The sequence below is a fragment of the Neoactinobaculum massilliense genome (assembly GCF_900604955.1).
Lineage (GTDB): Bacteria > Actinomycetota > Actinomycetes > Actinomycetales > Actinomycetaceae > Neoactinobaculum > Neoactinobaculum massilliense.
Genome location: NZ_UWPE01000002.1, coordinates 82,430 through 103,758, shown reverse-complemented (window position 1 = coordinate 103,758; position 21,329 = coordinate 82,430). Strand labels below are relative to the sequence as shown.

At 60.4% G+C, this 21,329-nt stretch carries 17 protein-coding genes; 7 read left to right on the top strand and 10 right to left on the bottom strand.

Annotated features, from left to right (window positions below; all coding sequences use genetic code 11):
- Window positions 1-4: 4 nt before the first annotated feature.
- From EIH27_RS06820 to EIH27_RS06810, 3 genes are all read right to left on the bottom strand, one after another.
- On the bottom strand, window positions 5-835 hold the full coding sequence (locus tag EIH27_RS06820) for a carbohydrate ABC transporter permease (RefSeq protein ID WP_124040253.1): 831 nt from the start codon (window positions 833-835) through the stop codon (window positions 5-7).
- Window positions 832-1,836 (bottom strand): carbohydrate ABC transporter permease, encoded by a 1,005-nt coding sequence (locus tag EIH27_RS06815; RefSeq protein ID WP_124040252.1) that lies wholly within the window; start codon window positions 1,834-1,836, stop codon window positions 832-834. The genes EIH27_RS06820 and EIH27_RS06815 overlap by 4 nt, the downstream gene beginning before the upstream one ends.
- Window positions 1,837-1,901: 65 nt before the next feature.
- The gene (locus EIH27_RS06810; RefSeq protein ID WP_124040251.1) at window positions 1,902-3,293 is read right to left on the bottom strand and encodes an extracellular solute-binding protein; all 1,392 of its coding nucleotides are present in this window, start codon (window positions 3,291-3,293) and stop codon (window positions 1,902-1,904) included.
- A gap of 143 nt (window positions 3,294-3,436) precedes the next feature.
- Here EIH27_RS06810 and EIH27_RS06805 point away from each other — a divergent pair, with 143 nt between their 5' ends.
- The gene (locus EIH27_RS06805) at window positions 3,437-4,480 is read left to right on the top strand and encodes a LacI family DNA-binding transcriptional regulator (protein ID WP_124040250.1); all 1,044 of its coding nucleotides are present in this window, start codon (window positions 3,437-3,439) and stop codon (window positions 4,478-4,480) included.
- A 391-nt stretch (window positions 4,481-4,871) separates the two neighbouring features.
- On the opposite strand, the gene nrdF is transcribed toward EIH27_RS06805, so the two are convergent.
- Window positions 4,872-5,846 carry a class 1b ribonucleoside-diphosphate reductase subunit beta gene (gene nrdF, locus EIH27_RS06800; protein WP_124040249.1) on the bottom strand — a complete coding sequence of 325 codons (975 nt, stop codon included), beginning with the start codon at window positions 5,844-5,846 and terminating at the stop codon, window positions 4,872-4,874.
- Between the two features lie 392 nt (window positions 5,847-6,238).
- On the opposite strand from nrdF, the gene EIH27_RS06795 reads away from it, so the two are divergent.
- Window positions 6,239-6,589: a hypothetical protein gene (locus EIH27_RS06795; RefSeq protein ID WP_124040248.1), complete on the top strand. Its 351-nt coding sequence runs from the start codon at window positions 6,239-6,241 to the stop codon at window positions 6,587-6,589.
- 102 nt (window positions 6,590-6,691) lie between these two features.
- On the opposite strand, the gene EIH27_RS06790 is transcribed toward EIH27_RS06795, so the two are convergent.
- The 3 genes from EIH27_RS06790 to EIH27_RS06780 form a co-directional block, all read right to left on the bottom strand.
- A complete protein-coding gene (locus EIH27_RS06790) occupies window positions 6,692-7,837 on the bottom strand; it encodes a glycerol dehydrogenase (protein WP_124040247.1) in 1,146 nt (381 codons plus the stop codon).
- A 395-nt stretch (window positions 7,838-8,232) separates the two neighbouring features.
- Window positions 8,233-9,591 (bottom strand): PFL family protein, encoded by a 1,359-nt coding sequence (locus EIH27_RS06785; protein WP_124040246.1) that lies wholly within the window; start codon window positions 9,589-9,591, stop codon window positions 8,233-8,235.
- Window positions 9,592-9,598: 7 nt separating this feature from the next.
- Window positions 9,599-9,868: an ACT domain-containing protein gene (locus EIH27_RS06780; RefSeq protein ID WP_124040245.1), complete on the bottom strand. Its 270-nt coding sequence runs from the start codon at window positions 9,866-9,868 to the stop codon at window positions 9,599-9,601.
- Between the two features lie 454 nt (window positions 9,869-10,322).
- On the opposite strand from EIH27_RS06780, the gene uriH reads away from it, so the two are divergent.
- Complete coding sequence (uriH, locus tag EIH27_RS06775) at window positions 10,323-11,276, top strand: uridine-preferring nucleoside hydrolase UriH (RefSeq protein WP_124040244.1); 954 nt, start codon at window positions 10,323-10,325, stop codon at window positions 11,274-11,276.
- Between the two features lie 254 nt (window positions 11,277-11,530).
- On the opposite strand, the gene galE is transcribed toward uriH, so the two are convergent.
- The 3 genes from galE to galK form a co-directional block, all read right to left on the bottom strand.
- Window positions 11,531-12,574: a UDP-glucose 4-epimerase GalE gene (galE, locus tag EIH27_RS06770; RefSeq protein WP_124040243.1), complete on the bottom strand. Its 1,044-nt coding sequence runs from the start codon at window positions 12,572-12,574 to the stop codon at window positions 11,531-11,533.
- Window positions 12,575-12,656: 82 nt separating this feature from the next.
- A complete protein-coding gene (locus EIH27_RS06765) occupies window positions 12,657-13,988 on the bottom strand; it encodes a UTP--glucose-1-phosphate uridylyltransferase (protein WP_124040242.1) in 1,332 nt (443 codons plus the stop codon).
- Window positions 13,985-15,115, bottom strand: a complete 1,131-nt coding sequence (galK, locus tag EIH27_RS06760) for a galactokinase (RefSeq protein ID WP_124040241.1) — start codon at window positions 15,113-15,115, stop codon at window positions 13,985-13,987. The genes EIH27_RS06765 and galK overlap by 4 nt, the downstream gene beginning before the upstream one ends.
- A gap of 449 nt (window positions 15,116-15,564) precedes the next feature.
- On the opposite strand from galK, the gene EIH27_RS06755 reads away from it, so the two are divergent.
- From EIH27_RS06755 to EIH27_RS06740, 4 genes are all read left to right on the top strand, one after another.
- Window positions 15,565-16,911, top strand: coding sequence for an ABC transporter substrate-binding protein (locus tag EIH27_RS06755; RefSeq protein WP_124040240.1), 1,347 nt, complete (start codon window positions 15,565-15,567; stop codon window positions 16,909-16,911).
- A gap of 81 nt (window positions 16,912-16,992) precedes the next feature.
- Complete coding sequence (locus EIH27_RS06750) at window positions 16,993-17,964, top strand: carbohydrate ABC transporter permease (RefSeq protein WP_124040239.1); 972 nt, start codon at window positions 16,993-16,995, stop codon at window positions 17,962-17,964.
- A 185-nt stretch (window positions 17,965-18,149) separates the two neighbouring features.
- Window positions 18,150-19,004 carry a carbohydrate ABC transporter permease gene (locus EIH27_RS06745; RefSeq protein ID WP_206424922.1) on the top strand — a complete coding sequence of 285 codons (855 nt, stop codon included), beginning with the start codon at window positions 18,150-18,152 and terminating at the stop codon, window positions 19,002-19,004.
- Between the two features lie 91 nt (window positions 19,005-19,095).
- The gene (locus EIH27_RS06740; RefSeq protein WP_124040238.1) at window positions 19,096-21,165 is read left to right on the top strand and encodes a family 20 glycosylhydrolase; all 2,070 of its coding nucleotides are present in this window, start codon (window positions 19,096-19,098) and stop codon (window positions 21,163-21,165) included.
- The last annotated feature ends 164 nt before the right edge of the window (window positions 21,166-21,329 follow it).

The window sequence follows — 21,329 nt, the reverse complement described above, 5'->3', positions numbered from 1 at the left end:
GAACTTATCCCTTCACTGCGGCGCTAGAAGCGCCCGCGACGAACCGGCTCTGGAAAATGACATAAACGAGAAGCACCGGAATGATTGAAATGGATGTTGCAGCGAACAGGCCTCCGTAATCGGTGCTGTATTGACCGCTAAAGGTCGTAAGGCCGACGGAGAGAACCTGCTTGTCTTGGTCTGTAATCATGAGGTAGGGCCAGAGATAATCCTCCCAGACCCATAGGAACTGAAAGATCGCTAACGCGGAAATGCTGTTAGCGCTCAGGGGAACGATTATCCGATGAAAGATTAGGGACTCTGATGCACCGTCGATTCGTGCTGCTTCGAGGAGTTCGTTTGGAATGGTGCTTATAGATTGCCTCATCATGAAGATTCCGAAACCAGAGAAGGCCGCTGGAAGGATAATCGACAAGTAGGACCCGCGCAGGCCAGCTGACTCGAACATGGTGTAGCGAGGAATGATCACAACGGCCCACGTGATCATCATTGTGGATAGGACTACTGCAAAGAGTGTTCCACGACCGCGAAAACTGTACTTGGCGAATACGTAACCACCTAGGAGGCTTGTATAAATGACGAGCGCGGTGATTATTAGAGCTAGGAAGAGAGAGTTGCCAAATAGCCTGAAGAAATTGAACTTATCGCTGATGGACAGGTAATTCTCGAGAGTCCATACATGTGGAAGCAGTGATGGATTAGCGGAGACGATCTCAGAATTGGGCTTGAAGGATGAAAGAAGCATCCAAATGAACGGGAATACGGTGATGATTCCCAGCGCGATGAGACCGATATGTAGAATGAATCGATTGATTCGATATGTTGTGGGTTTCATTGGACAACCATGCTTTGCTTTGATGTCTTTGGTGCGACGCCGGCTTTCGCGGCGGTGGCCTGTGTCCGATTCCTACGCCTAGCCTTGCGCGGCATGCCGCTGTCGTCTTGTATCTTCCAGGAGAGCGCCGTAAGTAGTGCTGTGATCACGAGGAGCACCAATGCGATTGCGGATGCATATCCAAAGTTGTAGTTTTCGAATGCTTCCTCGTATATGAGGTACGAGAGGGTATAAGTTGACGTCCCTGGTCCACCTTCTGTCAGGACCATGATCTGTACGTACGCCTGTAGATATGCGATTAGTGACGTGATCACCACGAAAATGGTTGTTGGCCGCAGGAGGGGAAGAGTGACATGCCGGAAAGTTCTCCATGCGTTGGCGCCATCGACGTGGGCGGCCTCCAGAACATCTTCGGGAATTGAGTACAAGCCGGCCAAGAAAAGTATTACGGCGTAGCCAAAATCCTTCCAAATGGTCATGAAAATGATGGAGGCAAGTGCATATTTCGGGTCTCGGAGCCAATTAATGTCTAGGTTAAATATGTTGTCGATTGCTCCGAATTGGGGATGGTACATGAGTTGCCAGACGTAGGCGACGGCCACGATCGGCGTAATGGTTGGCATGTAGAAGACTGCACGGAAGAATCCGCGAAAACGAACCATTTTCGAGTAGAGCGCATATGCAAGTCCGAGACCGAGGACGACTCGACCAACAATAGCGACAACGCAGAAGATTAATGTATTCCAGATAGACGTCTTTACGACGGGATCGTGAAACAGCCTTGTATAGTTCTCGAGTCCGGAAGCCTGCCACGTGCCGTTAAGAGGATTCCAATTGTGGAACGAACCAGCTATGGCGATAACGATCGGAATGAAAGTGAATAGCAGAATACCGGTCATGATTAGCCCGACGACGATATTTCTGAAGCGACGTTCGCTTGGTGGCACTTTGGGCCGAGGATTGGGTGCAACCTCTACATCCTTGGTTTTCTTCGTCAGCATTATGTAGCTTCGGTGGCCCGACGAGGCGGGCCACCGTACTCACTTTCTCTTAAATCTGGACTTAACTACTTCTGTTGGTAGTGCTCATAGCGATTCTCAACAGAGGTGAATTCTGTGCTTTTCAGATCTGTTTCGATGTTCTTCTGGGCGGATGTGAGGCCGTCGGCTGGTGTAACACCGTTGTAGAGGATGTCCTGCCACATCTGACCGTAATTGGTCTCAAACGTGGCTGGGATGTTTCCTGGCCAGATGTAACGATCAAGGCCTCTGAATGCGGCAATTGCCGGATCTTCCTGTAGGGATGGGTCATCGGCGATGGGCTTGTATGAGGGGAAGACTGAATAATCCTTGGAGAGCTGCAGCAGGGCTTCCTTGTTGGTTAAGAAGTAACGAAGGAAGTCTTGTGCGACGGCTTTCTGCTCGTCCGACGCATTTGCGTTAATGCCGAAAGTGGACTCTCCGTTATAACGATCGTACGCGTATGGGGTATCGGTGTCGTCCGGGACCGGGGTTGGGAATGCTGACCAATTAATGTCGGGGTAATCGTTCCGCAGTGTGCCTGAGAACCAGCCCCAGGCGTAGGTCATGGCCGCCTGGCCTTGACCGAAGGAGTCAGTGCCCGATGCGCCAAAGTCCTTATCCCCGGAGCCATCCTCATAAATGGCGAGCATGGTGGTGATGACATCTCGATTGGCAGAATTGTCAACGTCTGGTGTCTTCAGGTCTGATTTGAACAGGTTTTGACCGCGTTGGTATGCGAGTCCCATCTGGAAGGCGCTGCCTTCGTCATTAAATGAGAATCCGGCGCGAGTGAGATTTCCGGAGCTATCACGCTCCGTAAGCTTCTTCGCAACAGTACGAAGTTCGCTCCACGTTGTAGGAATGTCCTTCTCGGTGAGACCGGCTGCGTTCCACATGTCTGTGTTGTAATAGATCGCTCCCGACATAAAGCCAAGGTCTATGTAGGGTACGGTTCCGTTCTCATCTATGTGGGTTGCGACTCCTTCGTAGTCAGCCTTAAGTTTGTCAACGGGGATGTCATAGGGTTCCAGAAATGACTTGATGTTGTTGTGCTGAGAATTGTGGATGTTGAACAGGGTTGACCCGTTACTTCCCTTTAGCTCTAGGGGTAATTTCGTCCAATAGTCATCCCATGGTTGGTTAACTACTTGGATATCGACGTTCGGGTGAATCTTCTGGTAATCGTCTGCGATTTGCTGATATTGCTCTACATCCTGCCAGGCCCACCACTGTAACTGAATTGGTTTACCGTCGTTGACGAGAGTATTTGGGTCGTACTGCACTGCTTGTCCCGCGATAGGGAGACCTTTGTCCGCGTTGGTGTCGGTTTTTGCGTCGCCAACGCTCCCGCTTGAAGAGGAGCAACCTGCTAGGGCTAGCGAAAATGCCCCCAGGATTCCGAGCCACTTGCCGGCCCGCTTCTGCAACTTGTTCATGTTGACTTCCTTGTCATCAGAACTGTCTTAAAAGCGCATTACAAGCTCGCTTTAGTTAAACAGAGGTTTATCGGTATACCGATGGTGTCAGAATACTTGTGTAGACTCGCGAAGTCAATCACGGTCGGATCGCGGGGTGAGCAATGGTGACTCTCCAGGACGTTGCGAACAGAGTTGGTGTTTCCAAGATGACTGTGTCAAATGTACTGAACGGAAAGAACGCCCGCGTGTCAGAACGGACGAGGCAGCGGGTGTTGGCAGCCGTGAAGGAACTTGGATATGTTCGAAGTGCCCCGGCGCGAGCCTTGTCCGTCAGAGGTACCAATCTTGTGTCGTTTGTATATCCAAAGTATCGAGAATCGCCATTAGTTAACACACATGATGCAATTCTTGTTGGTGATCTTCAGGTTGCATTAGATGACTTGGGCTATCTTCTTATTCTGTATGCTGCAGATGACATTTTTGCGGCTGCTCTTCAGATGAAGTCCTGGAATGTGGCTGGAACTGTTCTTTACGGCACTTTTGCGGATGAAGTTGCAAACTTTCGGGGTACGTATGAAACGCCAATAATATTTATCGACAATTACGGCAGTTCGGTGCCGCTACCGACGGTAGTGAGTGACGATAGACGGGGAGGTTATTTAGCTGGCTCGTATTTGAAGTCGCTTGGGCACGAGCGGGTGGCCTTTGTAGCACCCAAATTCGGAAGTGAGGGTGTTGTTGCTACGCGATTCGCCGGATTTCTTGACGGAATTGGTAGCGATCGTGATGCTTACGACCGGCGATTCCTCTATGAGGTTGAATCAATCTTCGGGCAGGGGCGCGCAGTCTGTGATTGGTATCACTCGTTTCCGGCCGGTGAAGCGCCAACCGCCTTGTTCTGCACCGCCGACAGCTTAGCTGCTGGAGTTATGAAGGGGCTTCAAGAATCGGGCGTCCGTATCCCGGCGGACGCCTCAGTAATCGGGTTTGATGATCTCCCGATCGCAACTGAAGTGACGCCAAGTTTGACTACGGTGCATCAGGATCTTCCCTTGAAGGCGCGACGGGCCGCAGAGATGATTGTCCAGGAGATTGAAAACCCTAACAGCTCACCAAGACGAGTGGTGCTCCCAGTCTCTCTTGAAAAGAGAGGGAGTGCGGCTCGGCCAGCCGCAGGCTGTGCTCACCATCGTTCGCGCCAATAGGGCGACACCTCCAGCCCCTGCTCAAAGAATCCCAGCAGCACCTCACGCTGGGCCATACTCAACGAACCATTCCTCACGAAACTGCTCCCCGCTCATCAGAACCAAATTACTCAGTCCAACAAACAAGGAACAGTTCAGTATGGGTCCGTCCCTCTACTTCATACTCGGAAACCTGACCGTGCTATTTACCAGCCGCGCTTCGGCGTCGTCGTCAGGAACCGAACGCGGGACTGCGGCTACCCGACACGGCCCAGGCCGAAACGTGCCGGCGCCCGCAACCCCGGCACCCACGCCCGCAACCCGGGTACCCACGCTCACGCAGGTCGGCTCGAGTACGCGGCCATCGCACAGTTCCAGCAGTCCCGCCACCCACGCCCGGGCAGGTCAGCTTCTAGAAATCCCAGTCGTCGTCGGTGGTGTCCTCAACCTCGCCGATCACGTAGGAACTGCCGGACCCGGAGAAGAAATCGTGATTCTCATCCGCGTTCGGGGACAGCGCCGCGAGAATAGCCGGGTTCACGTCAGTCTGGTCCGCGGAGAACAGGGCTTCATAGCCGAGGTTCATGAGCGCCTTGTTTGCGTTGTAGCGTAGGAACTTCTTGACATCCGGCGTGAGCCCCAGCGGATCGTAGAGGGTGGCGGTGTACTCGGCCTCGTTCTCATAGAGGTCCTGGAGCAGATCGAAGGTGTACTCCTTGAGCTCGTCGCGCCGCTTCTGATCCGCCTTCTCCAGCGCCTTCTGGTACTTGTAGCCGATGTAGTAGCCGTGCACCGCCTCGTCGCGAATAATGAGGCGAATGAGGTCCGCCGTGTTCGTCAGCTTGGCGTGCGCGGACCAGTACATGGGCGCGTAGAAGCCGGAGTAGAACAGGAAGCTCTCCAACAGCGTGGAGGCTACCTTGCGCTTTTCCGGATCGTCACCGCGGTAGTAATCCAGCACGATCGCGGCCTTCTTCTGCAGGTACTGGTTGTTCTCCGACCACCGGAAGGTCTCTTCAATCTGCTCTGAGGAAATGAGCGTGGAGAAAATGGAGGAGTAACTCTTCGCGTGTACCGACTCCATGAATGCGATGTTCGTGTATACCGCTTCCTCGTGCGGGGTGATAGCGTCCGGAATGAGGCTTACCGCGCCGACGGTGCCCTGGATCGTATCCAGCAGCGTGAGGCCCGTGAACACGCGGGTGGTCATGGTTTGCTCGGCTTCGTTGAGCGTCTTCCAGGACTTGATGTCATTGGACAGCGGCACCTTCTCCGGCAGCCAGAAGTTCCCGGTGAGGCGATCCCACACCTCCAGGTCCTTCTCATCCTCGATCTTGTTCCAGTTGATTGCCTGCACCGAGCTGACAAGCTTCAGCGGTTCCGCCATCGTTGCCCCTTTCCGGCGTTCGCACGGTGACCCGAGATGTCCGTTCTACGACGCCGCACCGCTCACCATTGTTTCACAGCTGCTTGAGTGGGTGAGGAGTGGCTTTACGGTGGACTAGTGGGACCCGGGCGGATGGTTGGGCCCGGTGAGGAGTGGGCCCGGTGAGGAGTGGACTCACAGCGGACGAGTAGGACCCGGTCGACGCTGTACGGGTAGCGTGAGTGTGGGGAGGCGCAGGTCGGTGCTGCGTGGGTGCGGGGAAAGGTGCGCGCTGGGCGCTGCTAGCGCGGACGTCCTGTTCACGCACTGAAATCGCAGGGTTTATTCAGACTGTTGCCGTAGGCTTACTGTGTTATGGACCAATGGGCCCGAGATCCTATTGAGGAGTTTTAATGCAGACCACTTCAGCTTGGCAGATTGTCCTTGGCGTTCTGTCCGCGATCGGCCAGCCGCTGTTCTTCCTTGTGGCCGCCGTTGTCATCATTTTTATTGGTACTGCCCTTACCCGGTACCTCAATGCTCGTACAGCGGAGATTGATCTGCTCCGCATTACTCACGAATCCGGCCTCCAGGACGATGAGTTCGACGCCGATGCCCCGGCTCCGATCCTCTCTAGTGAGCCGGCTGCCGCTGGCGTAGCGGATGCGGGCACGGCGGTTGCCGGTGCTACCGCCGTGGACCTGGCGGGTAGCGCAACTGTTCCGGCCTCCGAGGATCCGCAGGCTGCGGATACGCAGGCCTAGGACGCAGCATCGTTAATCGAAAAAGCCCCGCTAAGCGGGGCTTTTTCGTGCTTCGGAACTCGAGGCGGCCGGTGTGAGCTTCCAGCCGCCGGGACGAGATCCCTAGGCCTCCGGAGCCTTGTAGAAGACGGGTTCGGGGAGACCGTGCTCGGCGCGGACGCGGCGAGACACGTCCTCGATAGCAACGAGAGACTCGTAGACCAACTGCGCGTCTACCGGGAACGGCATGGCGTGGATGGTCTCGTTTTCGGCCGTGGCAGCCGTGCAGATGCCACGCAGTTCTTTCTCGTTGTCGCGCGTGAGGCCAATCTCGGTCAGCGTGTTCGGTAGGCCCACCTTCGTGGTGAACACGATGAAGTCCTCAATCTCCTTCTCAGGAGCAGCCTCCATGATCAGCTGTGTGAGGGTACCAATGGTCACCTTCTCGCCGTGAATGAGGCCGTGGGTCTGCGGTGCCTGGGTCAAACCATCATGAATGGCGTGGGCGGCGGCCAGGCCACTGGACTCGAAGCCTAGACCGGAGAGCAGCGTGTTCGCCTCAACCTCGGCGTCGAGCGCCGGGGTGACCGTGTGCGCCTTGACGGCGTCCAGGGCAAGGAACGCGTTCTCGTGAATCGTGTCCCAGCACAGTTTGGCGAGTGCCTGCGCGCTACGGGTGGGACGGCCGCCCATCATCGTGACGCCGGTGCCGCGACCCACCGCACGAGCCTCAATCCAGGTGGCGAGCGCGTCGCCAATGCCTCCGCGGAGGAAGCGGATCGGGGCGTTAGCTACCACCTGCGTGTCAATCAGCACCAGGTCAGGATTGCGTGGCAGGAAACGGTACTCGAGGAATTCGCCGTGGTCGTTGTAAATAAGGGAGAGAGCGGATGTGGGCGCATCGGAAGATGCGGCCGTTGGAACGCTTGCGAAGTAGATGTCGGTTGCAACGCCGGCGGCCTTCGCAACGTCGATTGTTGAGCCGCCGCCGATGCCGGCCACTACATCGTGACCGCCCTTCTTGATTTCTTCGCTCAGTTCGTCCACCGATTCCGGGGTGGCAAACTTGATGAAGCGGACTCGTTTGACCGGCAGGCCGGCCTTTTCGAGGCTGTCCGTGACTGTTTTCCCGACGATTCCCCAAACGGTGTCGTCGGCAAGCAGAATCGGATTCTTCCCCAGGTGAGCAAGATACTCACCCAGGGATGCGAGAGCGTTCTTTCCTTGAACGTAACGTGATGGACTACCGAAAACCTTGAGATCCGACATTGGATCCTCCTAATTTAGTTGTCTTGGTTACACGACAGGTCCCATTCTATGTTCTGTGTGGGAAATGGTGCGGACTATGATCCTAGATTGCACATTTGTAAAGGCACGACGCCGCTGTGGGTGCGGGGTGCTTCCCGGTTAGATGGCCGTTGGTGTTGTTTGCAGGTGGTTTAGACACCTTCCAAGTGCACTAACGGCCTGCGAACTGATTTTGATCTGCCTTGATGGCCTTCAAACAGTATTAATGGCCATTGAACCCGGTGGGGTGGTGCATTGAAGGCCATTGAACCGGTGCGGCCGGTACGCTAATGGCCTGCAAACTGGCTAGGGCGGCCCTACTGACCTGCGAACTGGCTCGGGCAGGCACTAATCACCCGCGAACCTGGGCCATGCCGCTAGTTGCGGAAGCCGTGGATCGGGGCGGGGATGAAGCCACCTCGATGGACGAAGTCCGCACTGCTCTGCCGCTTGACCGGCATCACCGGGGCGTGCCCTAGTAGGCCACCGAAGTCGACGTCGTCCCCAACGGTGGCGCCGGGCACCGGAATCACGCGCACCGCGGTGGTCTTGTGGTTCATCATGCCGATGGCAGATTCATCCGCGATGATGGCGGCGATCGTTTCCGCGGGTGTATCACCGGGTACCGCGATCATGTCCAGACCCACCGAGCAGATGGCCGTCATGGCTTCGAGCTTGCCCAGCGTGATAGTGCCGGCGGCGGCCGCGGCGATCATGCCGTGATCCTCGGAGACGGGAATGAACGAGCCGGATAGTCCGCCCACGCGGGAGCAGGCCATCATGCCGCCTTTCTTGACGGCGTCGTTGAGAAGCGCGAGAGCGGCGGTGGTGCCGTGCGTCCCCACTTGCTCCAGCCCCATGGCCTCGAGTACGGCGGCCACGGAATCGCCCACTTCGGCGGTGGGGGCGAGGGATAGGTCCACGATGCCGAAAGGCACACCCAGACGTTCGGCGGCCAGATTGCCGACTAGCTGTCCGGCACGCGTGATCGAGAACGCGGCTTTTTTGATGGCCTCGGCAATTTCGTTGAGGGGTGCGCCCTCCATACCTTCGATGGCGCGGGCCACCACGCCGGGGCCGGACACGCCAACGTTCACCTCTACGTCCGGTTCCTCGACGCCGTGGAACGCGCCCGCCATGAACGGGTTGTCGGAGACGGCATTGCAGAAGGTGACCAGCTTGGCGCACGCGATGGCGCCGCGATCTGCCGTGAGACGGGCCGCCTCGGTGAAGGCATGGCCCATGGCCGCCACGGCGTCCATGTTGATGCCGGTGCGGGAGGAGCCCACGTTAACCGAACTGCACACCACATCCGTGGTGGCGAGCGCCTCGGGGATGGAGGCGATGAGCGCGCGATCGGACGCGGTGGCGCCCTTCTGCACCAGCGCCGAGTAGCCGCCGATAAAGTTGACGCCCACGGTTTTTGCGGCGCGATCCAGTGTGCGCGCCAGTTCCACGGGTGAACCGTCCAACCCGGCGGCGATAACGGCAATCGGGGTGACCGAGATGCGCTTATTGACGATGGGGATGCCGAGTTCCCGCTCGATGCCCTCGCACACGGCAACCTGATGCTCGGCCAGGCGGGTGACGCGCTGAAAAACAGCCTCGCATGTTTCGCCCATAGTGGAACGGCGGCATTCCAGCAGCGAAATCCCCAGCGTTACCGTGCGGATATCCAGCCGGTAGCGCTCAATCATCTCCACGGTGTCCAGCACCGCCTGCGCATTGGGTTTCATCCGAGCCTCAAATCTGCGTCATAGCGGTGAACAGCTGTTCAGACTGCACGCGCACTACCAGGTGCTGCGCCGTGGCCACTGTTTCCGCGGCGGCCTGAAGGTCAGCAATGGGATGGGCGTGCTCATCGAAGCTCACCCGGAGGATCATGGTGAAAAAGTCCCCCATGATGCTTTGCGAAATGTCCAGAATGTTGGCGCCGTGTTCAGCGAGCGCGGTGGTGAGAGCCGCTACGATGCCCGGGTGATCGGCGCCCGTGGTTGTGATGATCGCATACACAACGGAGAGTGTATCGGCGTGAGCGGTCCGGTAGGAACGTGTGTCGTTTCGTGGATATTGGTACGACGCCGGTTGGGTACGTTGATGGGACAGCTAGGCCGGTAGGTCCGTTGGGTACGACGCCGTTCAGGTGCGCCGGCAGTTCGGTGTTGGTAGAGGACCGTTCCGTTGGTACGACGCTGCCCGCGTGCCTGGCGCTCCTGCCGCTTTCGGCGCGGATTCGCCTAGATAGGGTTGGGCGCCGGGCATTGGGTGCTCCGCGGCGTCCCGCACGGGCCGCCGCGGACCCGCGTTTTGTCGGAGCGTGCGTCTAGGATGAAACGGCAAGAGAGCGGGGCTGGCCGAGGGCGACGGGTTCCGTCAGTAGGGGCCGGGCCGGTCGGAGTAGCTGTCAGTAGGGGCCGGCAACGTCCCGTCATAATAGGGATGGGTAACGTCCCGCAACGAAAGGTGAATGATGACGCCAAAGAGGATCATTCTTGATTGCGATCCGGGGCATGATGACGCCGTCGCCATCATGCTTGCACTGGGGAGCCCAGCCATCGAACTGCTGGGCATTTCCACCGTGGGTGGCAACCAGACGCTAGAGAAGGTCACCCGCAATGCTCAGAGCGTGCTGGTGATGTGCGGACGCGAGGATGTGCCGGTGTATCCGGGCGCCTCCCACCCGCTGGTGCACCAGGTGGAGGTGGCACCGCAGATTCACGGCGAATCCGGGCTGGACGGCGTGGAGCTGCCCGAGCCCACCGTTCCTGTCCGGGATAAGCACGGAGTGGACTTCATTATCGACACGCTCATGAGCGAGCCGGCTGGTACGGTCACGCTGGTGGCCACGGGCCCGCTCACCAATGTGGCGCTCGCGGTGCGCAAGGAGCCGCGCATTGTGGAGCGCGCCCAGCAGGTGGTGGTGATGGGTGGCGCCTACGGCCAGGGCAACTGGACGGCGTCGGCGGAATTCAACATCTGGGTGGATCCGGAAGCCGCCAAGATCGTGTTCGCCCAGGAATGGGACACGGTGATGGTGGGGCTGGACCTTACCCACCAGGCGCTGGTCACGGCCGCGGAGGAGGAGAAAGCGCGCGAGATCGGCAGCCCGCTGGCCAACTTCTTCATCGGCCTCATGAACTACTTCCGCAAGTCCTACGCGGACAACCAGGGCTTCACCGATCCGCCGGTGCATGATCCCTGCACCGTTGCCTACCTCATCGACCCGACCGTTGTGGAAACCGTGGCCGCGCCGGTGGATGTGGAAACGCAGGGTGCGCTCACCATGGGCCGCACGGTGGTGGATATGCGCCAGCCCGCCCCGGCCGGGTGCCGCTCCCGCGTGGCCACGAAACTGGACCGTGAGCGGTTCTGGGGCCTGGTACTGGACGCGATTCGCACGCTAAGCGAGGCACAGAAGTAAGTCGACGCCGCCTCCACCCGTCCCGGGGAGCGTCCTAGGTGCGTGACCACCTAGGGCTCGCGAGGCGATAGGAGGCGTGGCACCGGACGCTGGATAAGCTTGGGAGTGGCCCGGAATAGGCGGAGCATCCCGGAGTAGGCAGGCCGGAATGGATTCCGCTGGGCCCACAGGCGCGGCAAAAGGTGCGCGTCCAAGACGCGCACCGAGCCGGAGCGGTTGGGCCGGGAGCAGGACGGCTACCGGCCCGCCTTTAGCTATGCCTGCGAGGGCTGCGAGGCCGGTTCTCCGTTGGGGAAACCGTCCGGGTTCCCCTGCTGACAGTGCCAGGTGTCCGCGCACATGTCGTCCACGCTGCGCTTGGCTACCCACCCGAGTTCGTCGCGGGCCCGCTCGGCGGAGGCCCAGTAGGCGTCGCGGTCGCCGGGGCGCCGCGGCGCAAACTCTACCGGCAGCTTGTGCCCGCAGGCACGCTCAAACGCGTGCACCAGTTCTAGTACGGAAGTGCCGCGTCCCGTACCCAGGTTCCAAATCCGGGTGGCGACGTCGTGCTCCGAGAGCCACTCCACGGCCGCAATGTGAGCGTCCGCAAGGTCCACCACGTGCAGATAATCGCGCACGCACGTACCGTCCGGGGTGGGGTAATCGTTGCCGAACACGTGGAGCATATCCTGCCGGCCGGTGGCCACATTCGCGATGGCCGGCATGAGGTTATTGGGGATACCCAGCGGATTCTCACCGATCAGGCCCGAGGGATGCGCGCCCACCGGGTTGAAGTAGCGCAGCAGTGCCACCCTGATGTCGGTGGCGGCGGCAATGTCCGTGAGAATGCGCTCGCCGGCCAGCTTCGTGTAGCCGTAGGGCGACAGCGCGGACAGGTCCGTTTCCTCCTCTGTAAAGGGGAGCGGCGCCATGCCATACACGGTGGCGGAGGAGGAGAAAGCGAACAGTCGGCAGCCGGAGGCCTGCATGCCGTGGATGAGTGAGAACGTGGTGTTCAGATTGTTCTCGTAGTACTTGAGTGGCTCGGCCACGGATTCGCCCACGGCCTTAAATCCGGCAAAGTGGATAACGGCGTCCGGGCGCTCGCGGAGAAAAATGCGCTCGGTGACGGCGCGATCCGTGAGATCCGCGCGATACCAGGTCACGTGATGGCCGATAATCTGCTCTACCCGATCAATGACGGTGGGCTTGGAGTTGGAGAAATTGTCCACAATGACGGGTTCATGCCCCGCCTCCGCCAGCTGCACAACGGTGTGGGAACCGATATAGCCGGCCCCGCCCGAAACTAGAACCTTCATGATTGCCTTTCTGTGGGTGAGGGCGCCGTGGCGCCCGTGGTGTGCGATGGGATGCTGGGGACGGAAGGCGGGGCAAACATGGTTAAATCACGCCGTTTCCCGTGATGGTGACGTCGCCGCGGAAGGTGGACGGCTGCTCGAAACGCCAGTCACCCGTCACCGTCAGCGTGTGGCATTCGCGCAGCGAGGGGACGGTGGGGATGCGGTCCTCAAAATCCGCAATGTTCTTGAAGTAGTGCTTGTCGAGGAACACCACCGGCGGCTCCTCAGCCAGCAAATCCAGGGAGGAATGCGGGGAGAAACGGTAGGCGTCCGAGCGGAGAGGCAGCAGATCATTGGTGGTTTTCACCGGGAGGAAGCGGGAACGCGGCACATTGAGTGGGATTGCCGTGGGGAAGAATTCCACGATCGCGCCCATCGCGCATTCGATCTGCACCACGGCGGGGGATTCAGGATCCCGGGGATCCACCGTCTTGTGGTTGCGGATAAGCGGCAGGTCAATGAAACCGTCGTTGCGCTTGAGCAGATCCCGGAGAGACTCCAGGTTGAACCACAGATTATTCGTGTGGAAATACGGATGGCGATGAAGATCCGTGAAGTAATCCATGTCCTCCGGCGGGGTTTGTGCCGTATCGCGGAGGATGACGCGTCCATCCGCTTTGCGCCGCGCCAGGTGTCCACCCTTGACGTCCGCCAGCGTGCGCACGCACACCTCCGGGCAGTAATCGGCACCGCTCGCGGCGAACCAGGCGGCAATTTCCCCGCTGGGGAAGGCCCCCAAATTATCCGCGTTGGACGTGTTGAGGTAGCGGTAGCCGGCCTCCAGCAGCTTGTCCAGCAGGCCTGTGTCCCACATGGCCGTGTAAATATCGCCGTGTCCCGGCGGGCACCATTCAAGGGCGGGATCCTTCTCCCACGTGGCGGGTGCCAGGGTGTCCGCGAGAATCTTCGGCTCGCGCCCCTGCATCAGTTCGAAATCAACATCGCCGTTGAAATCATCCGGGATAATTTCGTGCATATCCCGGGCGGTGCGGAACGAGTCCATGAGCAGCAGCGGAATATTCACGCCGGTGGTGGCGCGCGCGTACTCCACCTGCCGCATGATGATGTCAATAAAACGAAGACCATCGCGGACGGGAATGAGGGACTTGGCGCGGTCCAAACCCATGGACGTGCCCAGCCCACCGTTGAGCTTGAGGAAGGCCGTCTTACCCAGCGCGTCGCGCACCTCGGCCTCGTCAAAGTGCGTATCACCCAGTGATTCCACACTTTCGATGGGCTCGATCGTGTCCTCTGGAATAAGCCCGGTGGCCCCGCTCTGTACCTGATGCCAGTAGTGGGTGAATTTTCTGATGGCCAACGGGCTGGCACCGTCGCCGCGCAACTTTTCTAGGCACTCCTCGAGGGCGGTCATAGTGAAATCCTTTCTGCGCTCTGGGACGGAACGGCAGTAAACATTTCCGGTGCGGTGAATCCGTGCCGGGCAAAGGCGATCCTAATGGCTTCCGTGATGGCTGGGCGGTCTGCCTCCCGGATGAGGGCCAGGGCGGAGCCGCCAAATCCGCCACCCGTCATGCGTGCGCCGAGAGCACCGGCCTCCATGGCCGCCTCCACCGCCGTATCGAGTTCGGGGCAGGATACCTCATAGTCGTCACGGAGGGAGGTGTGGGAGGCGAGTAGTACGGGCCCCAGTTTCTCGGGGGTGCCGGCATTTAGAAGGCCGACGGCGGTGCGCACGCGTTCAGTTTCCGTTGTGACGTGACGAGTGCGTCGCGCGAGAATGCCGTCCAGGCGCTCGGCGTCTTCCGGGGTGGCCTGCGCCAGGGCGGTAACGCCCAGCTGTCGGGCGGCCTCCTGACATTCAGCGCGCCGTCGGCCGTACTGTCCATCCGCCAACGCGTGGGTGACACGCGTATTAATAATGAGGATGGCGAGCCCTCGCGGGGACAGATCGAGCGGTACGTGCATCATGGAGTCCCGCCCAAAATCGATGAGAAGGGCGTGGCCGGCGGCGGCGAACATGGAGGCCGTTTGGTCCATGCCGCCGGTGGGTGCACCGGCCACCTGGTTTTCCGCGCGCACGCATGCGTTGACCACGTTGTGCCGTTCCCCGACTGTTTCCGGATTGGCCAGCGCGCCACCCATGGCGCAGCCAATGGCGGCCGAGGAGGAGAGCCCCGCCGAAAGGGGAACATCGGAGAGTATGGCGGCGTCGAACCCCCGCGTTATCCCCAGCGCCCACGCCGTGCCGGCAGCGTACTGGGCCCAGGAGGCGGGCATGCCGGGACCGATGTGGTCCAGGGTGCCGGCCCAGGGTTCGAAACCGGCGGAGTTGAGGTGAACAGCGGTATCTTCGCGCCAGCCGAGGGCGACGTAGGCGCGTTGGGCCAGCGCGAACGGAAGCGCCAGCCCTCCGTTGTAATCCGTGTGGTCACCGAGCAGATTGACGCGTCCCGGCGCGGCCCAGATACGGTCCGGGCTACGCCCATACGCGCGGGCAAAGTATGACTTCACGCTTTGCGCGTCTGTGCTCTTCGTCATGGACTTCCTCGTCTCCTAATGCACGAATGAGCGACGCCCGCCGTGGAGACGGACGTCCAATATGCTTAAGAACATCATACGTAGTGGTGCGGTCGCCCGTGTGGGTACTTCGGAATCCCCGGTAGAGCGGGCGCCTCGGGGTGTCGGGGCGGAACGACGTCGTCATCGCGCGGCGGGAATGAACACAACCGCGAGTGTGAACATTCTCTCAAAAATGTATTCTGTCTCACGATTCGGCGGAACCTGACGGGAAGCCCCAGACTCTGCCGGAAACTGATGTGGGACGATAGTCGATGCACCTGCGGAGCGTGCCTCGGATTCTTAAAAGGGTCCTAGGAACGTGAGGAAGCGCACCGTACAATGCATGCGTAAGACATCAAATATCAGATGTTTTTCGCATATTTCGATTCAAATCCCAGTCTCTGGGACCTCAAGGGAGAGGTATTCGAATGACTACGCACAAGAAGCGCCTCATGGGCGCCGGCGCGATGCTCGCTGCCGCCGCCTTCGCACTGGCGGGATGCTCGTCAGGCGGAAGCAGTAAGGAGGCAACGGGCGCTGCCGAAGCAACCACGAGCGACGGCCAGGTTGTGGAACTCACCTACATGCACCGTCTCCAGGATGCCGAGGGCATGACCAAGGTGGCGGATATCGTGTCTCGCTGGAACAAGGAGCATCCGAATATCCAGGTGAAGACGGTCAAGTTTGACGGCGCCGCCCAGGACATGATCCAGAAGCTGGAGACGGATGTTAAGGCCGGCAACGCGGCCTGCCTGGCGCAGGTGGGCTACGCCGAAGTACCCGAGGTCTACACCAAGGGCCTGCTGGAGGACGTCACCCAGTACGCCGAGAAGTACAAGGACAACTTCTCCGAAGGTGAATACAACCTAATGGGCGTGGACGGCAAGATCTTCGGCCTGCCGCAGGATACCGGCCCGCTCGTGTACTTCTATGACACGGAGGCATTCAAGCAGCTGGGTATCGAGGTACCCACAAATGCCGAGGAACTTGAGGCTGCGGCCAAGAAGGCTGCCGCCCAGGGCAAGTACATCCTCTCCTTCCAGGCTGATGAAGCCGGCAACGCGCTCACCGCTCAGGCGGCCGCAGCCGGCGATTCCTGGTTCACGCTGGATGGAGATGCCTGGAAGGTAAACACCACGGGCACCGGCTCCACGGCCGTGGCCGACGTGTGGCAGAACCTGCTGGATAACAAGGCTGTGTTCACCAAGCCGCGGTGGGACGCATCCTGGAGCGCCGCCGTTGCTGACGGCTCCCTCATCGGCACCATCGGTGCCGCCTGGGAGGCTCCGCTCATCGCAGGTGACGGCGCGAATAGCGCGGATGCCGGCAAGTGGGCCGTGGCTGAACTGCCGAACTGGTTCGGTAATGCAGACGGTGCCACCGGCCCGGATGGCGGTTCCGGTGTGGCCGTCATGAAGGGTTGCCAGTACCCGGCTGAGGCCATGGAGTTCAACAACTGGTTCAACACCCAGGTGGATGACCTGGCCACCCAGGGCCTTGTGACCGCTGCTTCCACCAGCGTTCCCGCAACGCCGGATTCCTACGGCCCGTTCTTCGCCGCCGGCGAGGATCCGATGACGGTGTTCTCCAAGGCATCCGCCAACATGTCCTCGAAGTTCATCTTCATGCCCGGCTGGTCCTCGGTCACCCCGGTGATGACTGATAAGGCGAACGCGGCCATTGATGGTTCGGCCAAGGTAGCGGACGTGTTCAGTTCCGCTGGCGATCAGGCCAAGACCACGCTGAAGGATCTTGGCCTCCAGGTAGCAAACTAGTGGCTGACTAGAGCTACTTAAGTTGATTGAGCCGGCGGCGCCGTGCGCCGCCGGCCCTCACCCATCAATAGAGGTTGACGCATGGCTAGAAAAAATAAGGACTCGGGGAGCGGAGCGCAACTCACCCAGGCCCAGAAAAACTCACGCTCTCGGCGCGCGCGTAAGGAAGCACGTACCGGCTGGACATTCATGGCGCCGTTCATGATTCTGTTCGCGGTGGTGTTCCTATTCCCCATTTTCTACGCCATCTACTCCTCATTCTTTAAGCAGCAGTCCTCTGGAGGCGCGTACGGCGGCGGCGAGCTGAAAACCGTATTCGCCGGATTCGCGAACTATCAGTACGTGCTCACGTCCTCCGAATTCTGGACGGGCATCGGACGGGTAATTCTCTACACGCTGTTCCAGGTGCCCATCATGATTGGGCTGGCACTGCTGTTCGCGTTGCTTATTGATTCCTTCATCGTCAAGCACGTTTCTTTCTATCGACTCTCCTACTTCCTCCCCTACGCCATTCCCGGCGTGGTGGCCGCAATCGTGTGGGTGTACCTCTATAACCCGCAGCTTTCCCCCATCGTCAAGGGATTGAAGGCGCTCGGGTGGGACGTGAACTTCTTCGCGGACGGATGGAATTTGCTCTCCATGGCAAACATCACCACGTGGACATTCACGGGTTACAACATGCTGATCTTCCTGGCTGCGCTCCAGGCCATCCCGCATGACCTCTATGAGGCCGCCCGCCTGGACGGCTGCACGGGATTCCAAATTGCCACGAAGATCAAGATCCCGAACGTGCGCGGCGCGGCGCTGCTGGCCATGCTCCTCTCCATCGTGGGCACCATCCAGCTGTTCAACGAGCCCCAGATCATGCAGACGGCTGATCCGGGCATCCCGAAGTACTTCACGCCCATGATGATGGCGCTCAACACGATGAAGGGGTCCATGTCTCCGCAGGGCGCCGGCCCGGCTTCCGCCATCTCCATCGTGATGGCCATTATCGCCGGCATTCTGGCCGTGGCCTACTTCTTGGCTGATCGGAAGGTGAATAAGGCATGAGTGTGGCAATGGAGAACAGCGGTAAGCACACGGCAGGGGGCGTCACGGAAAACGTAGCGAACGGCGCGGTAAAGGGCGCCACGGGTGTCGCAAAGAACGCAAGCACACGCAGCAGGCGTGCCGAGCGGCGTCGGCAGCGGGCTCTCAAGCGCGCCGCGAACGCGGCTCCGGAGCAGCCCAAGTCCATGCGGGCTTCCGCGGGCATCCGGGCTCTCACCATCTGCATCATGGTGCTGGCCCTCATCTACTTCCTCTTCCCCATCTACTGGGTGCTCATTTCCTCCACGAAAACCCCGGGCGAGATGGTGTCCTCCTCCGGCCTCTGGTTCGCGGTTCCGTTGGATCAGCTGGGTGATTCGATTGCCCGCAACTATCAGGAGCTGCTCAACCAGACGCGCGGATACTTCTGGCAGTGGGTAGGGAACTCGGTGCTCTACTCCACGGTGGCGGCCACAATCGGCACCATTACCTCGGTGATGGCGGGTTACGCCACGGCGAAATTCAGGTTCCGCGGCAAGGGCGTGGCCATCGGCATCGTGATGGCGGCGCTGCTCATGCCCGCGGCCCTGATGACCATCCCGCAGTACGCGATTTTCCAGTCCGTTGGGCTGGATAACACGATGGCTTCGATGATTATCCCGTGCTGCGTGTCCCCATTCGGCTTCTTCCTGGGGCGCGTGTATGCCGAAACGTCGGTGCCCACGGAGCTGCTTGAGGCCGCGCGTATTGATGGTGCCTCTGAGTCCCGGATTTTCTTCACCATTGTGCTGCGCATCCTGGCGCCGGCGCTGGTAACAATTTTCCTGTTCATGTTCGTGGCCACGTGGAATAACTTCCTGCTGCCCCTCATGATGATTTCCTCGGACTCCCTCAAGCCCATCACGCTAGGTCTGTACGGCATGGTGTCGCTGGCCACCTTCAACGAACGTGGCGTGCTCATGATGGGTGCCCTGTTCGGTGTGATCCCGTTGATCCTCATCTTCGTCTTCCTGCAGCGGTACTGGCAGGCCGGTCTGGCTGCGGGTTCGGTGAAGCAATAGGGGCCGGGTTTTTCCGACGCCGCCGCGGCCCGCTTGGTACCGCGGCAATCGGTTAAGCAGTAGCAGTTAAATAGTCCCGAAAGGCGTACATATGTGGCCGCTCATTATCCCCAGTTTGCCCCCGGAAGAACGGTGGGACGGCGAATGGGAGGTGGGCGGCCGCATGCGTACCGAGCTGGTGGACCGCGGCACCCTGCTTGGGGAGTTCGACGCCGGTGCCCGCGTTCGAGAGAGCTCCGATAGTGAGGGCGCGGCGGCCGGGGGCGCGGGGCAACGTCGGGACCTCGGGGATCGGGCCGTTGAAGCGTTCGTATTGACGATCACGCCGGATGTGGCAACGGTGACGGCGGCGGATCCGACCGGTCTAATGTACGGCGTGGATGCGCTTGGCATGCTGGAGCGCGAAGCACGGGCGGCGGGGCGGAGTTCCCTCGAGTGTGGGCGGGTCGCGGCGGCGCCACATTTCGCCCACCGCGGCGTGACGCTTTCCGCCTCCACGCTCACCTACAGTGAGCCGTTCATTTCGCAGCTACTTGCCCGCATGCGCAAGCTCCGGCTCAATGAGTTACTCCTGGAAGCGAATATCGCCGAGCCGGGCTCCCCCTGGCCATACTGGCGCCGGGACCAAATTGCCGCGATTGTGAAAGCGGCCCGGAGTGCGCACATCGACGTCGTCCCGGAGGTGAACGCTCCATCGCACATGCGCCCGTTCCTGGCCGCCCACCCGGACCGGGCATTGCGGCGCGGCGGGGATGGTGAACCGGACCTCGAGCGGCTGGACTTCACGCGGGAGGACGCGGCCGATTTCTACCTGTCCATCGTGGACACCTACGCGGATGTATTTGCTTCGTCGTGGTGGCACATGGGGGCCGACGAGTTCGAATACGCGAATCTTACCTACGCGGATTTCCCGCAGATCGGGGAGGCGGCGCGGCGTAAATTCGGGCCGAGCGCCCAGCCGCGGGACATGTTCTTCGATTTCATTAACCAGGTAGCTCACGGCATGAAGGCGCGTGGGAAGCACCTGCGCATCTGGAACGACGGCGTGGTGGTCCCCAACATTGTGGAGCTGGACCGGGATATCACCATCGAGTACTGGTATTACAAGACGCTTGCGCCGGGAGCCCTGCTCCAGGCCGGATTCCACGTAATGAACACGGGGATCCAGTATTACTGGTCCCGCTCGGAACCGTTTGCGGTGGATGCGCGTGCTATCTACGAGGAGCGGCTGGAGGACCGTTTCGACGACGGGGAAACCTACCGAGAAGCGGGAGTCGCCGGACTCCGGTGCTCCATCTGGCCGGATCGAGCGTGGATGGAGACGGAAAATCAGGTGGCCGACGAGGTGCGAGATGGCCTCGCCGTCACCGCACAGGCCGGCTGGAGCCACACGCATCCGTGGCACACCTGGGCGGAGGTAAGGGAGATGCTGGACCGCGAGGTACCGGCCCGTCCGGCCGTGCGGGCTCCGGCGGGGTTGGTGTCGGCGGGGTTGGTGTCCGACGCGCCAGCCTCCGCGGGGCTGGCCTCCGCGCAGTTGGCTGCGCAGGCGGCACCCGGTAGCGGATTGGCCGCGACGGCTGGGGCGCCGGTGGGGCAGGCGGCACTTTGGCGCATTCCCGCGCTCGCGGCGCTGGGGGATGCCTGGTGTCTGGAGGAGACCGAGGACCACTACATCAAGCTGCGGGAAGCTCGGTCGGGGCGGTATCTTTCGCTGCGGCGCGGCCGGAATTCGCTGGGCGTCATTATGGATGAGGACGGGCGGCCAGAACTGGCGGATGGCCCGGATCCTGCGGCCGTCCGGGCGGCGCGCGGGTTCCGCCGTGATCTCAACCTTGCCGGTGAGGAGGATCAGGGTGACCTGCCCTGGAATCAGGTGATCCGGCCGGAGGAACGCGCCATTTTTGAGGACAACTGCCAGAAGTGGACCGCGACGGTAGTGGGTGATGCTGGCGGCGACGCGCGAAACGGCAGGGACATACCGGGCCGTGAGGACGGAACAACCCGTGACGGCGGATCGAACTGTGAGGCTGTACCAAATGGCGGGGCCGGACAGATATCCGTGGTGATTCGGGCGGCACTCAGCGCGCTCGAACTGGACGCGAATGGCGGCGTACACGCGCCTGCCGGCATCCCGATCCGCATGGAGCGACTGGGCTAAGGAGTGACTGGGAGGACCCCGGCTGGGAGGACCCCGGTTAGGACAGTCGTAGGTGATGGCCGGCTCGGGTGAGAGCAAAGAGAGGCCCGCGTTTTGCGGGCCTCTCTGAGCCGCCGCCGAGCTTTCCCGGACCCTAGTGCGGGGCCCGAACGGCGTCGTGCGCC

Bases quoted from the DNA above. Each gene is read 5' to 3' on its own strand.
- EIH27_RS06820 (WP_124040253.1), bottom strand. From the start codon at position 835: ATGAAACCCACAACATATCGAATCAATCGATTCATTCTACATATCGGT.
- EIH27_RS06815 (WP_124040252.1), bottom strand. From the start codon at position 1,836: ATGCTGACGAAGAAAACCAAGGATGTAGAGGTTGCACCCAATCCTCGG.
- EIH27_RS06810 (WP_124040251.1), bottom strand. From the start codon at position 3,293: ATGAACAAGTTGCAGAAGCGGGCCGGCAAGTGGCTCGGAATCCTGGGG.
- EIH27_RS06805 (WP_124040250.1), top strand. From the start codon at position 3,437: ATGGTGACTCTCCAGGACGTTGCGAACAGAGTTGGTGTTTCCAAGATG.
- nrdF (WP_124040249.1), bottom strand. From the start codon at position 5,846: ATGGCGGAACCGCTGAAGCTTGTCAGCTCGGTGCAGGCAATCAACTGG.
- EIH27_RS06795 (WP_124040248.1), top strand. From the start codon at position 6,239: ATGCAGACCACTTCAGCTTGGCAGATTGTCCTTGGCGTTCTGTCCGCG.
- EIH27_RS06790 (WP_124040247.1), bottom strand. From the start codon at position 7,837: ATGTCGGATCTCAAGGTTTTCGGTAGTCCATCACGTTACGTTCAAGGA.
- EIH27_RS06785 (WP_124040246.1), bottom strand. From the start codon at position 9,591: ATGAAACCCAATGCGCAGGCGGTGCTGGACACCGTGGAGATGATTGAG.
- uriH (WP_124040244.1), top strand. From the start codon at position 10,323: ATGATGACGCCAAAGAGGATCATTCTTGATTGCGATCCGGGGCATGAT.
- galE (WP_124040243.1), bottom strand. From the start codon at position 12,574: ATGAAGGTTCTAGTTTCGGGCGGGGCCGGCTATATCGGTTCCCACACC.
- EIH27_RS06765 (WP_124040242.1), bottom strand. From the start codon at position 13,988: ATGACCGCCCTCGAGGAGTGCCTAGAAAAGTTGCGCGGCGACGGTGCC.
- galK (WP_124040241.1), bottom strand. From the start codon at position 15,115: ATGACGAAGAGCACAGACGCGCAAAGCGTGAAGTCATACTTTGCCCGC.
- EIH27_RS06755 (WP_124040240.1), top strand. From the start codon at position 15,565: ATGACTACGCACAAGAAGCGCCTCATGGGCGCCGGCGCGATGCTCGCT.
- EIH27_RS06750 (WP_124040239.1), top strand. From the start codon at position 16,993: ATGGCTAGAAAAAATAAGGACTCGGGGAGCGGAGCGCAACTCACCCAG.
- EIH27_RS06745 (WP_206424922.1), top strand. From the start codon at position 18,150: ATGCGGGCTTCCGCGGGCATCCGGGCTCTCACCATCTGCATCATGGTG.
- EIH27_RS06740 (WP_124040238.1), top strand. From the start codon at position 19,096: ATGTGGCCGCTCATTATCCCCAGTTTGCCCCCGGAAGAACGGTGGGAC.